This is a genomic window from Paenibacillus sp. FSL H8-0315 (genome assembly GCF_038005365.1).
In the GTDB taxonomy this organism is placed as follows: Bacteria; Bacillota; Bacilli; order Paenibacillales; family Paenibacillaceae; genus Paenibacillus_AQ; species Paenibacillus_AQ odorifer.
Genome location: NZ_JBBOTA010000001.1, coordinates 6,776,922 through 6,791,436 on the forward strand (window position 1 = coordinate 6,776,922; position 14,515 = coordinate 6,791,436).

Below are 14,515 nucleotides of genomic sequence, written 5' to 3' on the forward strand. Positions count from 1 at the left end.
AGTGCAGTGTTGTTAGAAAAGAGAGTGAGAAAGAAATGAAGGTAATACTGTCAGGATTGCAGTGGATGATTTTTATGATCGCTGGTGCAATTGCTGCACCCATTGCTATCGCAGATTTATATAACTTAACACCCATAGAGACTTCTGGACTCATTCAGAGCACCATGATTACTTTAGCAATAGCTGGATTTTTACAAGGCCTGATGGGTCATAAATTCCCTATTCATGAAGGTCCAGCAGGGTTATGGTGGAGCATTTTTACCATTTACGCGAGTTTAGTGGGGGGACTCTATTCCTCTAACAACGGCGCTTTACAGGCTTTAAGTGGAGCGATGATCATTAGCGGAGTGTTGTTTATCCTAATTTCAGCATTTAAGCTAATGGATAAAATCGCTCGTCTTTTTACTCCAACCATCACCTTTATTTATTTACTTTTATTGATCTTTCAATTAAGCGGATCTTTTATGAAAGGGATGATGGGGATTACCATAGCCCACACCATGTTAGATGTTAAAGTATTCATCCTTAGTGTGATCGTGGTCTGCATTACCTTTTGGTTAGGCAACAGCCGCTTTGTATTACTAAGCCAGTTTTCAATAATTCTCAGTATAGTGATAGGCTGCCTATTATTTATAATCTGCGGTAGTATGCCGGCGGTTTCTCGTGCGGATACTCTATTTAAGCTGCCGGAAATATTCCCATTTGGAACACCCCGATTCGATGCCGGGACAATTACTACTGCATTTTTACTAACCCTATTATTAATAACCAATGCAGTGGCATCCATCCGTTTGATGGAGACCGTTATGAAACCAAAGCAAGGGGATCATCGTCGTTATTTGCGCGCCGGGTTTACTTCTGGAATTACGCATCTTATTAGTGGTGGTTTAGGAGCGGTCGGCTCAGTCCCTATTTCGGGAGCGGCGGGATATGTTGAGCAAACAGGGATGAGGGAGCGCAAATCATTTTTAATAGGCTGCAGCTTAGTGATCTCAATATCCTTGTTTCCGCCTATGATGAATTTCATATCTGCGATTCCAGCTCCCATAGGCTATTCTGTTACCTTCGTCATTTTTGTGAAGATGGTCGGACTAGCGCTAAAGGAATTGAAAAAGGTTATTCATGAAGAGCGAACATTTATTGTCAGTGGGCTTTCCCTTTTAGTGGGTGTAGGTTTAATGTTTATTCCTGCATCAGCTACGGCCCATTTATCTCCGATCGTGATAGCCATTTTAAATAATGGATTAATATGCGGAAGCCTGTTAGCGATTATTTTGGAACAAGGGTTAATGTGGAAAGATGCATTTCGATATGAGGATTCCAAGAAAATTAACCGATAATTTGGAGGGCTAAAAATGCATTATCTAATTTCTATTGCTGGTCTGGTTATTGTTCTATTACTGGCATGGCTAGGAAGTAACAATAAGAAAAAGATTAAATATCGTCCAATCATTGTAATGATTGCTATTCAGATAGGTTTGGGATTAATTATCCTAAAAACGAGCATTGGAGAATTTTTGATTAAAGGGTTTGCTGATAGTTTTGCAAAATTACTTGGATACGCCAATGAAGGTACTGACTTTGTGTTTGGCGGCATTGCAAATGAAGGGGCGCATACATTTTTCCTTTATGTTTTGATGCCCATTGTTTTTATGTCAGCATTGATAGGGATTTTGCAACATTACAAAATACTGCCATTCATTATAAAGTATATTGGTTTGGTGCTAAGTAAAATAAATGGCATGGGTAAATTGGAATCTTATAATGCAGTTGCAGCCGCAATTGTCGGACAAAATGAAGTATTTATTTCGGTGAAAAACCAGCTTGGACTATTGCCAAAACATCGCTTGTATACATTATGTGCGTCTGCAATGTCTACGGTATCCATGTCAATCGTTGGTTCCTATATGACGATGCTAGAACCTCGGTATGTAGTAGCTGCATTGATATTAAACCTATTTGGCGGATTTATCATTTCATCCATCATTAATCCGTATGAAGTTACACCTGAAGAAGATATTGTTGAAGTTCAGGTAGAAGAAAAACAAACGTTTTTTGAAATGCTGGGCGAATATATTATGGATGGCTTTAAAGTAGCCATAGTAGTTGGGGTAATGTTAGTTGGTTTTGTAGGAATCATTGCTTTAATTAACGGAGTCTTCAGTGGCATATTCGGAATCTCGTTCCAAGGAGTGTTAGGCTACGTCTTTGCACCCATCGCCTTTCTTATCGGTGTGCCATGGCATGAAGCTGTTGAGGCCGGTAGTATTATGGCGACAAAGCTTGTTGCGAATGAATTCGTTGCTATGCTTGACTTTGTTAAGATTCAAGAAGGTTTAAGTGGCCGTACTACAGCCATTGTCTCCGTTTTTCTAATCTCATTTGCTAACTTTGGGTCGATTGGTACCATTGTGGGTGCAGTGAAGGGATTGAATGAAAAGCAAGGGAATATCGTCGCACGATTTGGATTAAAGCTGTTATTTGGCGCCACACTTGTAAGCGTTTTATCAGCTTTGATTATCGGTATCATATTCTAGTTGATGCAAGGAGTATTAACATGAAACAAACACCCCGGTTTAAGCGGATTTTCGTCATCGTTATGGATTCTGTAGGCATTGGTGAAGCTCCAGATGCTGACAAGTTTGGGGATGCAGGATCACATACATTACGGCATATTGCAGAAAAAATGAATGGGCTACATGTTCCTGCGTTATCCAAGCTAGGGTTAAGTCATATTGACCCAATACCCGGAGTTCCCAACGTAGAGCACCCTTTAGCTTATTGGACCAAAATGCAGGAAGCTTCTAATGGAAAGGATACGATGACAGGTCACTGGGAGATCATGGGCCTACGAATTGATGTTCCTTTCAAAGTGTTTCCTGAAGGGTTTCCTTATGAATTAATTAATGAATTAGAAGAAAGAACAGGACGAAAGGTGATTGGGAATAAACCCGCTAGTGGTACAGCTATTCTCGATGAGCTTGGACAAGAGCATATGAACACAGGTGCACTCATTGTCTATACTTCTGCAGATTCCGTGATTCAGATTGCGGCTCATGAAGAGGTTATTCCTTTGGAAGAACTGTATCAAATCTGTGAGATTGCCAGAGAGATTACTTTACGTGAGGAGTACATGCTAGGAAGAGTGATTGCTAGACCATTCCTCGGGCAGCCCGGAAATTACAAAAGAACATCGAACCGTCATGATTATGCCTTGAAGCCGTATGGAAGAACCGTGATGAATGAGCTCAAGGATGCCGGGTTCGATGTACTAGCGATTGGCAAGATCTCAGATATATACGATGGGGAAGGTGTCACCAAGTCTTTCAGAACAGTGTCTAACATGGATGGCATGGATAAACTCATGGAGACCCTTCATACTGATTTTACAGGACTTAGTTTCTTGAATCTTGTCGATTTTGATGCACTTTATGGCCATCGTAGAGATCCGATCGGGTATGGGAAAGCGCTAGAAGAATTTGATGATCGATTACATGAAGTTCTAGCGGAGCTATGTGAAGATGATCTTCTTATAATTACGGCAGACCATGGGAATGATCCCATTCATGCGGGCACGGATCACACCCGTGAATATGTTCCTTTACTCCTCTACAGTAAGAGTTTCAATCGACAAGGGGAGCTGCCTATATCGAGGACTTTTTCGGATATTGGAGCAACAGTTGCTGATAACTTTGTTGTGACCATGCCCCAATTTGGTAAGAGCCTCCTACAGGAGCTTAAATAAACTATAATTTGAATAGACACTTTGAATAGAAACAGGATACCTAACTTGTATTAGTAAAAGGTATCCTGTTTGTTTTTTTATCTACATATCTTTGTATCTAAAAAGCTGCCGAGAAAGCGGCTTTTTTTGTTATTACGGATCAAATACTAGGGTAATAATCAATTATTAAAGGGGTTAATTTTAGAGCCACCTGTCGTTAACCCTTTTTTCGATGAATCGCATTCTAATACAACGTTATAAATAATCTAGTTTCTACTCATGCCACTCCTTCGATAGTAATAGTATTGACAACCTGTATATACAGGTTTAAACTGTGTGAAGTGTTTGAACTTGTATATACAGGTTTAATGGTTGAAATAAAGGAATTCTTTTTGGAGGTGTTCAACTTGAGTCAGTCCCAGTATTCGGAATGGTGGCGCCGCTCCACGGTGTATCAGGTGTACCCGAAAAGCTTTAAGGACACTACAGGCAACGGAACAGGAGATATTAAAGGACTTATTGAGAAATTAGATTATTTGCAGAAGCTTGGAATCGATATTGTTTGGTTACAGCCGGTTTATGTTTCGCCGCAACATGATAACGGTTACGATGTAGCAGATTATGAAAATATCAACCCGGATTTCGGTACGATGGAGGATTTTGACGAGCTAATACAGGAACTGCATAGACGCGAAATGAAGCTAATGATCGATATCGTGGTTAACCATACCTCGACTGAACATGAGTGGTTCAAACAGTCCATTTCAAGCAGGAACAACCCTTTCCGTGATTACTATATCTGGAAGGACCCGGCTCCGGACGGCGGCTTACCCAACAACTGGCAGTCGAAGTTCGGTGGGCCTGCCTGGCAGTTCGACGAAGCGTCGGGACAATATTATCTTACTCTCTTCGATAAAACCCAAGCGGATCTGAACTGGGAGAATGAGAAGGTACGTAGAGCAGTGAATGATATGATGTTATTCTGGGCTAAAAAGGGTGTCGACGGCTTCCGCATGGATGTAATTAATTTAATCTCCAAAGATCAGCGCTTCCCTAACGATGACGGGAGTGTTCCACCGGGGGATGGACGTAAATTCTATACTGACGGTCCACAGGTCCATGCATACATCAAAGTAATGTATGAAGAGGTGTTTGGTCCGTTTGAGATGGTGACTGTAGGAGAGATGTCCTCAACTACACTGGAGCATTGTATCCGGTACTCAAGTCCTGAAGAGCGGGAATTTTCCATGACCTTCAATTTTCATCATTTAAAAGTCGACTATCCGAATGGACAGAAGTGGGAACTGATGCCTTATGATTTCGAGGCAATGAAACGGTTGTTCGCGCAATGGCAGACCGGAATGCAGAAAGGCGGAGGCTGGAACGCACTATTTTTTAACAATCATGATCAACCGCGTGCTCTTTCCAGATTCACTGATGATAAGGTCTACCGTGTGGAAAGCGCCAAGCTGCTCGCGACAACTCTGCATGGCCTTCAGGGAACACCTTATGTATATCAAGGGGAAGAAATCGGTATGCCGAATCCGGTATGGAAAAGCATCGATGAGTTCCGCGACATTGAGTCACTAAATATGTACCGCATTCTGTGTGAACAGGGGAAAAGCCCGGAGGTTGCCCTCAGCATTCTACAGGAGCGTTCGCGGGACAATTCACGTACGCCGATGCAGTGGGATGACAGCCGGAATGCCGGATTTACCACTGGTACTCCATGGTTGAAGGTAGATGAGCGGTATCCAGACATCAATGTGCAGAAGGAACTGGAAAACCCTGATTCCATCTTCCACCATTACCGCAAACTAATTGCACTTCGCAAGGAGTATGGAGTATTCATAGAAGGTATTTTCAAGAGACTCGATGAAGGTCATCCTGAAGTCTTCGCTTACGCCAGAACAGGAGATGGAGAGACACTTGTTGTGGTCTCGAACTTCAGCAATAAAGAAATCTCTTTCCGCTTTAAAGACAATCACTGGACTGAATTGTCGCCAAGTGGTAAGGACGAGCTTCTGATTGGGAATACAGCAGATGCACCATCATTAACACAAGAGCTTCAGCTTAGTCCTTATGCTTCCTACATGTGGTTAGTCCGCTAACGAGGTGTACTTGAGAAGGAGCACACATCAATTTTGTAAGGAGTGAAGATATGGCTATAGACCGCAAAAATGTTGAAGATATTGTACGGGCGGTTGGGGGCAAGGAGAATATTGAGGTTGCGACGCATTGTGTAACCCGGCTGAGATTCTCGCTGTATGACGAGAGCAAGGTGGATTCGGAAGCCCTGGACCGTAACGAACTCGTAAAAGGACAATTCTCTGCGCAAGGGCAGTTCCAGATCGTTATCGGACCAGGAACTGTAGATAAAGTATACGATGAAATGATTCAAATCACTGGTGGTGCCCGCTCTTCCAAGGATGACGTGAAATCAGCGGCAGCACGGAAACAGAATCCATTGCAGCGGGCGATCAAAACACTGGCTGATATTTTTATTCCGATTCTTCCGGCCATCGTAACCGCAGGTTTGCTGCTTGGGATTAATAATATTTTGACCGGACCTGGTATCTTTTTTGATAGTAAGTCATTGGTAGATGTCTATCCTGCATGGAAAGACATTGCTGCGATTATTAACACGATTGCCAGCACAGCCTTCACCTTTTTACCAGCCCTTATCGGTTGGGCAGCTGTTACACGTTTCGGGGGCAGTCCTCTGCTCGGAATCGTGCTGGGTCTCATTCTCGTACATCCGGATCTATTAAGTGCCTACAGTTATGCAAGTGCTTCAACTGAGGGAACCGTTCCGACCTGGAATTTGTTCGGCTGGCATTTGGAGAAGATCGGTTATCAGGGGCAAGTATTGCCTGTACTGGTTTCGGCCTATATTCTGGCTAGACTGGAGAAGTTCCTCAACCGCCGGGTGCTTGATTCCATTAAACTACTGGTCGTTGCTCCAGTGACCCTGCTGGTTACAGGTTTTCTGGCCTTCACCATTATCGGACCCGTTACGTTCGCCATTGCCAATGCTATCACCTCGGGTTTGATCTATGTATTTGATCATTTTGCGCTCCTTGGTGGTTTGATCTATGGTGGATTCTATGCACTTCTGGTCATCACTGGGATGCATCATACTTTCTTGGCAGTCGATGTTCAGCTCATCGGCAGTGAGGGAGGCACCTTCCTCTGGCCGATGCTGGCGCTCTCCAATATTGCGCAAGGCGCTGCGGCACTGGCGATGATGTTCGTTGTTAGAGAACAAAAGGCAAAAGGGTTGGCGGCTACATCTTCCGTCTCTGCATTCCTCGGCGTGACTGAACCGGCAATCTTTGGGGTGAATATCCGCTATCGCTATCCTTTCATCTTCGGGATGATCGGCTCAGCAATTGCCGGTATGCTCCTTACCGTTAACCAGGTTCGAGCTTCATCCATTGGCGTAGGGGGAATTCCCGGTTTCCTTTCGATTTTCCCGAATCAGTGGGGCGTTTTCTTTATTGGCATGGTTATTGTTCTCGTTGTGCCATTTGCCGCCACAGTATTGTACGGACGTTCTGTAGTGGGTCGTTCCGAAAAGAACACAGCTACAGAGGCTTCTAGTACTACGAGCGAACCAGAGGAATTGAGCAGCCGTCATTCAGTTCAAGGGTCACAGGAATCAGTTAATATTCTAGAGCTTGTCTCACCACTTAGTGGAACTGCTGTATCGCTGGAACAGGTGCCCGATCCTGCCTTTGCTGAAAAGCAAATGGGTGAGGGAATTGCAATCGAACCTTCTGAGGGGAAAGTATATGCTCCCTTTGATGCTACAGTAGCTCATGTGATTAAGAGCAAACATGCGCTTATACTGGAGCATGCCAGCGGTGTTCAGGTATTAATCCACGTTGGAATTAACACGGTGGCGCTTAAAGGTAGCGGTTTTACCAGCCTGAAGAATATTGGTGATAAGGTGCAAGCAGGAGAGCTTCTACTAGAATTTGATATGGAAGCTATCCGCGCAGCAGGTTACCCGGTGATTACTCCAATCATCATTCCTGCAGGTCAGGAGATGGTCGAGAAGATCGAGGAGAAGACCGGACCAGCTACGGCCAAACAAACAAGCATCTTGACTATTCATCTCAAGGGTTGATAAAGGCTATATTGGCAAAGACTTTATACTTTAGAAAGACAGCCCCTTGGGGGCTGTTTTTCTATAAATATAAGAATTTATATGTTCAACGCTATAAATTTCCCTCCAATTGAATCGATGCTTCCAAAGGCATGACGTGATACAATAAAGGGCGGTGATCAAAATTGAGAGAAAATAAATATTTGCAAATTTATAATGAATACAGCAACCAAATCCATTCTGGACAACTGCTGCCGGGAACCAAGCTGCCTTCCGAAAGTGAACTCGCCGAAGCTTACGCTACTTCACGAGAGACCGTGCGCAAAGCGCTGAATCTACTTTTCCGTGAAGGATATATTCACAAAATTAAGGGCAGAGGCTCCTTTGTGCTTGACATGACCCGAATGGATTTCCCTGTTACCGGTTTGATTTCATTTAAAGAGATGGCCGATACCCTGGGTACTGCCTCGCGGACACTGGTAGAGCGGACGATACAAGAGCCGGCAGGCTCCGCAATCGCCAGACATCTGCAGATTCCACCTGAAACTCTGATTTGGAAGGTTGTTCGTGCCAGAGAGATTGAAGGTGAACGGATCATTTTGGATAAGGATTATTTTCGTGCGGATATTGTTTCCTTTCTGAGTGAGGAAATCGCGGAAGGCTCAATCTATGAATATCTGGAGCTGGAATTGGGACTTAAGATCAGTTATGCGAAGAAGCTCATATCTGTTGAACCTTCCACCGAGGAGGATCATAGACTGCTCGATTTGAAGAATTTTACGCATATTGTAGTAGTACGAAACTATGTTTATTTGGAGAACACGGTGCTTTACCAATATACCGAGTCTAGACACCGGCTGGATAAATTTCAGTTTGTGGATTTTGCTCGGAGGGTGAGACGATAAGCTAATGGTAAAGAGGAGTATCCCGGTTTGGGATACTCTTTTTTAATTAGAGATTCCTGTGGGGAAATTACAAATTCGAGTATGAAAATTCTATTTTATTCATCATTACCTGATTTGTGAATTATTCAAGCATAAAATGGAAAGCTGTCTTGTAAAGCGTGTCGTTCCCGTGTTTTGTATTAAACAACCAAGCGACATCTTGAACTTTTGGTCGATATTGTAGCAGAGAGACGCCGGTCCAGCGTTTAACCTGCCATTTGAAATGGCTCAAGGATGCATAACCGAGCTACTCTGAGATCATCTGAATTTTCAAATCGATTTAAGTATTAAATTTTTCGTTTGCTGTAGTTCGAAGTAAGAGCATCAAGAGAATTTTTAGTAGCTGTGGCAAAAGACTCGAGATTCCATATATTAACTTCTAATGGAAAATTGTTACGCATAGCACACACAGATAAAGAATAAGTAGAATCTATGTCATACTGTCGTAAGAAACTAGGCTGAATACTAGATGAACCCCGATCAAGATGAATCCTGTCGTTTTCTATTAAGATTGAAAACGAGTCAAGGGGTATAGATAACCCTCGTCCATCTGCTTTAATTATTGCCTCCTTTAAGGTCCACATTGAATAAAAAAATGCAAGCTGTTGATTGGACGGCATGGCTGATATTTTGTCATATTCAGCTGAAGAAAAAAATCTTTTCGCAATTTCCATATCAATAGATCTTATTTGCTCGATATCGATACCAACGGGCATTTCATCCACAATCAATACAACCCATTCTCCAGAATGAGACAAGTTATAGTGACAGGGTGCTGCTTGTAGATATGGTTTCCCATTTGCATTAGTAGTCAGTTTCAAGGTGAATTCTGTATTAGTAATGCCAATTAGTTTACATAATACAAGTCTAGAGAGTAAGTCAGCTACCAATGAACGAAGGCCGTCTTCAGGATGATGATACTTTTTGATTTTGTCTCTTTTGTTAGAAGGAAGATATATAAGTAGGTGTTCTTGCATTGTTAATATGTTATCAAAAGATAATTTTACGGCGTGTATTTCCATTTACTGTCTATATCTCCTTTTTAGAGCAAGATTTCTCATTAGATTTAGCGGATATACTATTTAGTCGCGCCCAATTCAGAACCATTATATAGTAGTTCTTTTCAAACGAATAGAATAAAAAACATATTTTGTTATAATCTATCTATTTTTCTGTATTTAGTGACTCAGTGCTATTTCCAACAGAGTGAACAAGTTAGAGCGGGCTGAGTTGAAAAATATGGACTAGTAAAGATATCAGAAATGACGTGCCAAGTAAGAACAAACCTCCAACAAATATCGTGAGAATAACGGGAGCAATACAACGGGCAGAATAGCATCTGACATTGTTCACGAAACTTCAACATTCTTTTCACTTTAAGGAAGGATTACCAACATCTGTGTTGAAAATCTTATGGTAAGGTAATTATTATTATTTATGTAAAAATAGTACCATTTTTTCAGGGGGTGACTAATTTAGTGATTATCGCAAAAAAAGAATACACTGCAAAATTGGCATTTGGCAATTAGACAGCACCCATAATTCTCAAATTCTTCAAGATTGAAAGGGCGAATGACCGTGGTTGATCATGTTTTTGAAATGCGCATTATAAATAAATACGGCTATTTGGTTTAGTTTCACAAAATATATGAAGTAAACAAAAATTTAATAAAGAGTGAGAGAGACGAACTATGAAATTATTTTGTATACCTTATGCCGGTTCTTCGGCCTCCATCTATAGTCAATGGTCAAGTGAATTAGGCGGAATCGCTGAAATTATTCCTGTGGAATTAGCTGGTAGAGGGAGGAGAATATACGATCCGCTTTATCGATCTTTTGAAGAAGCAGTTGAAGATGTTACATCAATTATTGTGCAGCAATTAAATGAAAATCCATATGCGATTTTCGGGCATAGCCTGGGGGCAATTCTTGCATATGAAACGATTCATCAACTGAAAAGTATGGAGTATATGGAACCTGATATCGCTTTTTTTTCAGCAAGATCTGCTCCGCAAATAATAGATAAAGATAAAGAAATCGTTCACACGTTTCCAGATGAAGAGTTTAAACGACATATAATGGAATTAGGCGGAACGCCGCCGCACTTTTTTGAAAATACTGAATTATTAGAACTCTTTTTGCCTATTATCAGGTCAGATTTTCGGATAGCAGAGACCTATTTATTCCAAGAGAGAAAAAGTAAACTTGGGTGCGACGTCTATATACTCTCCGGTAACCAGGACGAAACTACGTCAGGAGATGTAAGAGAGTGGGATCAAGTAACCGATAACGCTTGCAAGTATTTTGAATTTGACGGAGATCATTTTTTTATTCATAGTCAATCACAATCCGTTATAGAAACGATTAGAAAAGGTTTCAATTCTCGCTAGTCGCAAGAGGAAGAAGAGTAAAGGGAGTTATTCCAGTGTTTTTTTGAATTGTAAACGTATAAATAGGTGAATATGGGGCTGATATCCAGGGATATGAAACACTGATTTTGCTGGTGTGTACTGACCTGGTAACGCTCACTTATCAAGGAAACTAAAGCTTATCTGGAGAGTGTTCTAGATCGATTTGGATTTGTCTTCACACTGAAGAATGGTTCGTGCTCAATGTGATTGAAGGCCTTTTTACAAAGATGACAAAACAAGTGTTTCGCCAATTTTGTATTAAGTTCAAGGGAGATTTTAGGCAATGTCTCTTGCTGTGTCTATGGGGATTTAACGAAAATACTGTAACCTTTCGCTGGAAGTACGGGTTAGAAGGATGACAGTTATTTACATGTTATTTTAGAATTTATTTTCCAGTTAGTTCATTTAGAGTCAACACATTAATGAGGGAGACTCAAGTTATATGAGACATTTAAGTGGAAGCGAATCTGTATTTCCGTTAACGCACGCGCAGAAGAGGGTTTGGATGATGGAGCAGCATTATCCTGATACTTCGCTCAATAATTTGACGCTGTATTTTGTCTTTAGAGGAGAAGTGAATTTAGAGTGGATTGAATCAGCCATCCAATCTAATCTCAGCAAACATGTGGGTTTAGGATTACGATTCTTACGTACACAAGATGGTGAACCATATCAATATCTTGTGCCTTACCGCAAAACCCCATTGCCGCTAATAGATTTTAGTACTTCTAATAATCCCAAAGAGGCATTTAAACATTGGGCGCAACAACAAGCGGCTATCCCCTATCAATTAGAAAATAGCTCTTTAAATTACTTTGCCCTGTTCAAAATCAGTGATGATGAATGTGGGTATTTTCTCAAGGTACATCATATCATTGCGGACGGATGGTCAGGGTACGTATGGCATCGAGACGTACTTGAGATTTATGAAAAACTAGCGAAAGGCGAAGAACATCTAGTAGGGGGTTCTAGTAATTTTTTAGATTTTGCAGACAGTGAAAAAAAATATTTAGAGTCTAATCGGTACATAAAAGACAAGCGATTTTGGTTAAGTCATTATCAAGATTTTGAGTCCCCTACGATCATGGGAACTTCTAAAGTTGTTGCTGGCGACACGGTTGGAACACGGAAATCATTCCCACTGAGCAAAGAACTTTCTGATCGGATTAGAGAAAGACTTAACGAGAACGGTATTTCACTAAATGCTTGGTTTGTCTCGTTAATGCTTGTCTATTTGCATCGAACTACGGGGCAAAACGATTTAGTAATTGGGACTCCAGTTTCCAATCGTTCTGGATCGAAAGAAAAATCCGCAATTGGTATGTTTGCAAGTACGATGCCACTTCGGATTCAAATAAATACTATGCAAAGCTTCGACTCGTTTGCCCGAGAAGTACAGCGGGAGCTGGTGTCATGTTACTTTCATCAAAAATATCCTTACGAAAATTTAGTACAAGAATTAGATTTACGGAAAAGGGGAGTAGATCAGTTATTTTCTGTTGTTGTAAATAATTATGGCACAAGACTTGTCACTGACTTAGAAAGTTTAACTGTAGAAGCAACCGAGGTCTATAGTGGACATCAATATTTCCCTTTCCAGTTTATTATTAGAGACTGGTCCTTGAATGGCGAATTCGAATTGGATTTTGATTATAAAGCCAACCATACGGATGAGATTGTAGAGCACATTTATCACTCCTTTTCTGTAATGCTTCAGGATATTGTTCAAGAACCTAGTCTGAAAATTCAAGATATCTGTCTATTAGATGAAAAGAGTATCGAACAACTTACAGTTGACTTCAACGACACGGCGGCAGACTATCCGCGGGAAGCGACGATTCATGGGCTGTTCGAGGTGCAGGTCGAGAAGACTCCGAACGCGGTGGCGGTTGTGTATGAAGACCAAAAGTTGACCTATGCGGAGCTGAACGGACAGGCGAATCAGTTGGCTTGGAAGCTGCGCGAGCAGGGTGTGGGGTCAGAAACGATAGTAGCTATAATGGCTGAACGGTCTTTAGAACTGATAGTTGGAATCCTGGGTATTTTAAAAGCCGGCGGGGCGTACTTACCAATCGATCCCGCACTGCCAATCGAGCGGATCCGATATATGATTGGGGATAGTGGTGCGAAATTGCTTGTAACGACAACCTGTTCGAAGGGACAAGTGCCGATTAACATCGGAACAGTGGATCTTGGAGATCTGGGAACCGATCCAAGGAACTTTGCGAATCAAACGGACGTTCAGCGCTCCGACAATTTGGCTTATGTGATTTATACGTCTGGATCGACAGGCAGACCGAAAGGGGTAATGGTAGAACATCGAAGCGTCGTTAGACTGGTTCGGAATACCAATTACATTGATTTTTCGGAAGAACATCGCATTTTGCAAACGGGTTCTATCGTATTTGATGCCTCAACATTCGAGATATGGGGGGCTTTATTAAACGGGCATTCGATTCATATGGCCGCTTGGGATACGATATTGGATCCGTCCGCATTGATTGAGTGTGTCAAAAGAGATCGAATTACAACTATGTTTCTCACTACGGCGCTATTTAATCAGTTGGATCAGTATGAAACAGGAGCGTTTGCTTCACTGCGATATTTGCTGACGGGTGGCGAGACTCATTCCCCCACCCATATCCGAAGTATGTGCCATAAGTATCCAAACATAAAAATTGTAAACGTATACGGTCCGACAGAAAATACAACTTTTTCAATGTATTATCCAATTGTGCAGGTCAAGCAAAATAACATTCCAATAGGTAAACCAATCTCTAATACAACGGCCTATATATTGAATCATCAGGGGAATTTACAGCCGATAGGTGTTAAGGGAGAGCTTTGCTTAGGTGGAGATGGGTTGGCGCGCGGTTATTTAAATCTTTCAGAATTAACGGAGGAGAAGTTTGTTGAGAATCCGTATGTACCTGGCGAGCGAATATACCGGACTGGGGATTTGGCGAGATGGCTGCCGGACGGAAACATTGAATTTTTAGGCCGAATCGATCATCAGGTGAAAATTCGCGGCTATCGGATTGAGTGTGGGGAGATCGAAGCTATTTTGACGGCACATGAATCGGTTCGTGAAGCAGTCGTGATCCCACGAGAGGATTCACATAGACAAACGTACTTGTGCGCGTATATCGTGAGCAGTGAAGCGCTTTCGGTTCCGGAGCTACGTGCACATCTGGCCGTACAGCTGCCGGACTACATGATCCCACCCTATTTCGTAGTGCTCGAGAAACTACCGCTTACAGTAAACGGTAAGCTGGATCGCAAAGCGCTACCTATGCCGGATCGGGATACTGGTTTGCAAGGGTAC

General features: G+C 42.0%; 9 protein-coding genes. 8 read left to right on the forward strand and 1 reads right to left on the reverse strand.

The genetic code is table 11. The features are described from left to right. Positions 1 to 35: 35 nt before the first annotated feature. The 6 genes from MHB56_RS29570 to treR all read left to right on the forward strand — a co-directional run bounded on the left by MHB56_RS29570 (position 36) and on the right by treR (position 8,740). Positions 36 to 1,340, forward strand: a complete 1,305-nt coding sequence (locus MHB56_RS29570; RefSeq protein ID WP_076302118.1) for a purine/pyrimidine permease — start codon at positions 36 to 38, stop codon at positions 1,338 to 1,340. Between the two features lie 15 nt (positions 1,341 to 1,355). After that, positions 1,356 to 2,537, forward strand: coding sequence for a NupC/NupG family nucleoside CNT transporter (locus MHB56_RS29575; RefSeq protein ID WP_036677141.1), 1,182 nt, complete (start codon positions 1,356 to 1,358; stop codon positions 2,535 to 2,537). A 20-nt stretch (positions 2,538 to 2,557) separates the two neighbouring features. After that, positions 2,558 to 3,745: a phosphopentomutase gene (deoB, locus tag MHB56_RS29580; protein ID WP_076190302.1), complete on the forward strand. Its 1,188-nt coding sequence runs from the start codon at positions 2,558 to 2,560 to the stop codon at positions 3,743 to 3,745. A gap of 386 nt (positions 3,746 to 4,131) precedes the next feature. Beyond that, a complete protein-coding gene (gene treC / locus MHB56_RS29585) occupies positions 4,132 to 5,835 on the forward strand; it encodes an alpha,alpha-phosphotrehalase (protein ID WP_280767907.1) in 1,704 nt (567 codons plus the stop codon). Between the two features lie 50 nt (positions 5,836 to 5,885). Beyond that, complete coding sequence (gene treP, locus MHB56_RS29590) at positions 5,886 to 7,856, forward strand: PTS system trehalose-specific EIIBC component (protein ID WP_341144352.1); 1,971 nt, start codon at positions 5,886 to 5,888, stop codon at positions 7,854 to 7,856. Between the two features lie 164 nt (positions 7,857 to 8,020). Continuing rightward, positions 8,021 to 8,740, forward strand: coding sequence for a trehalose operon repressor (gene treR / locus MHB56_RS29595; protein ID WP_036677129.1), 720 nt, complete (start codon positions 8,021 to 8,023; stop codon positions 8,738 to 8,740). Positions 8,741 to 9,066: 326 nt separating this feature from the next. On the opposite strand, the gene MHB56_RS29600 is transcribed toward treR, so the two are convergent. Further along, positions 9,067 to 9,801: a 4'-phosphopantetheinyl transferase family protein gene (locus MHB56_RS29600; protein ID WP_076302119.1), complete on the reverse strand. Its 735-nt coding sequence runs from the start codon at positions 9,799 to 9,801 to the stop codon at positions 9,067 to 9,069. Positions 9,802 to 10,470: 669 nt separating this feature from the next. On the opposite strand from MHB56_RS29600, the gene MHB56_RS29605 reads away from it, so the two are divergent. Further along, complete coding sequence (locus MHB56_RS29605) at positions 10,471 to 11,169, forward strand: thioesterase II family protein (RefSeq protein WP_076302120.1); 699 nt, start codon at positions 10,471 to 10,473, stop codon at positions 11,167 to 11,169. 463 nt (positions 11,170 to 11,632) lie between these two features. Beyond that, a partial coding sequence (locus MHB56_RS29610; RefSeq protein WP_248548313.1) for a non-ribosomal peptide synthetase occupies positions 11,633 to 14,515 on the forward strand: 2,883 nt, incomplete at its 3' end.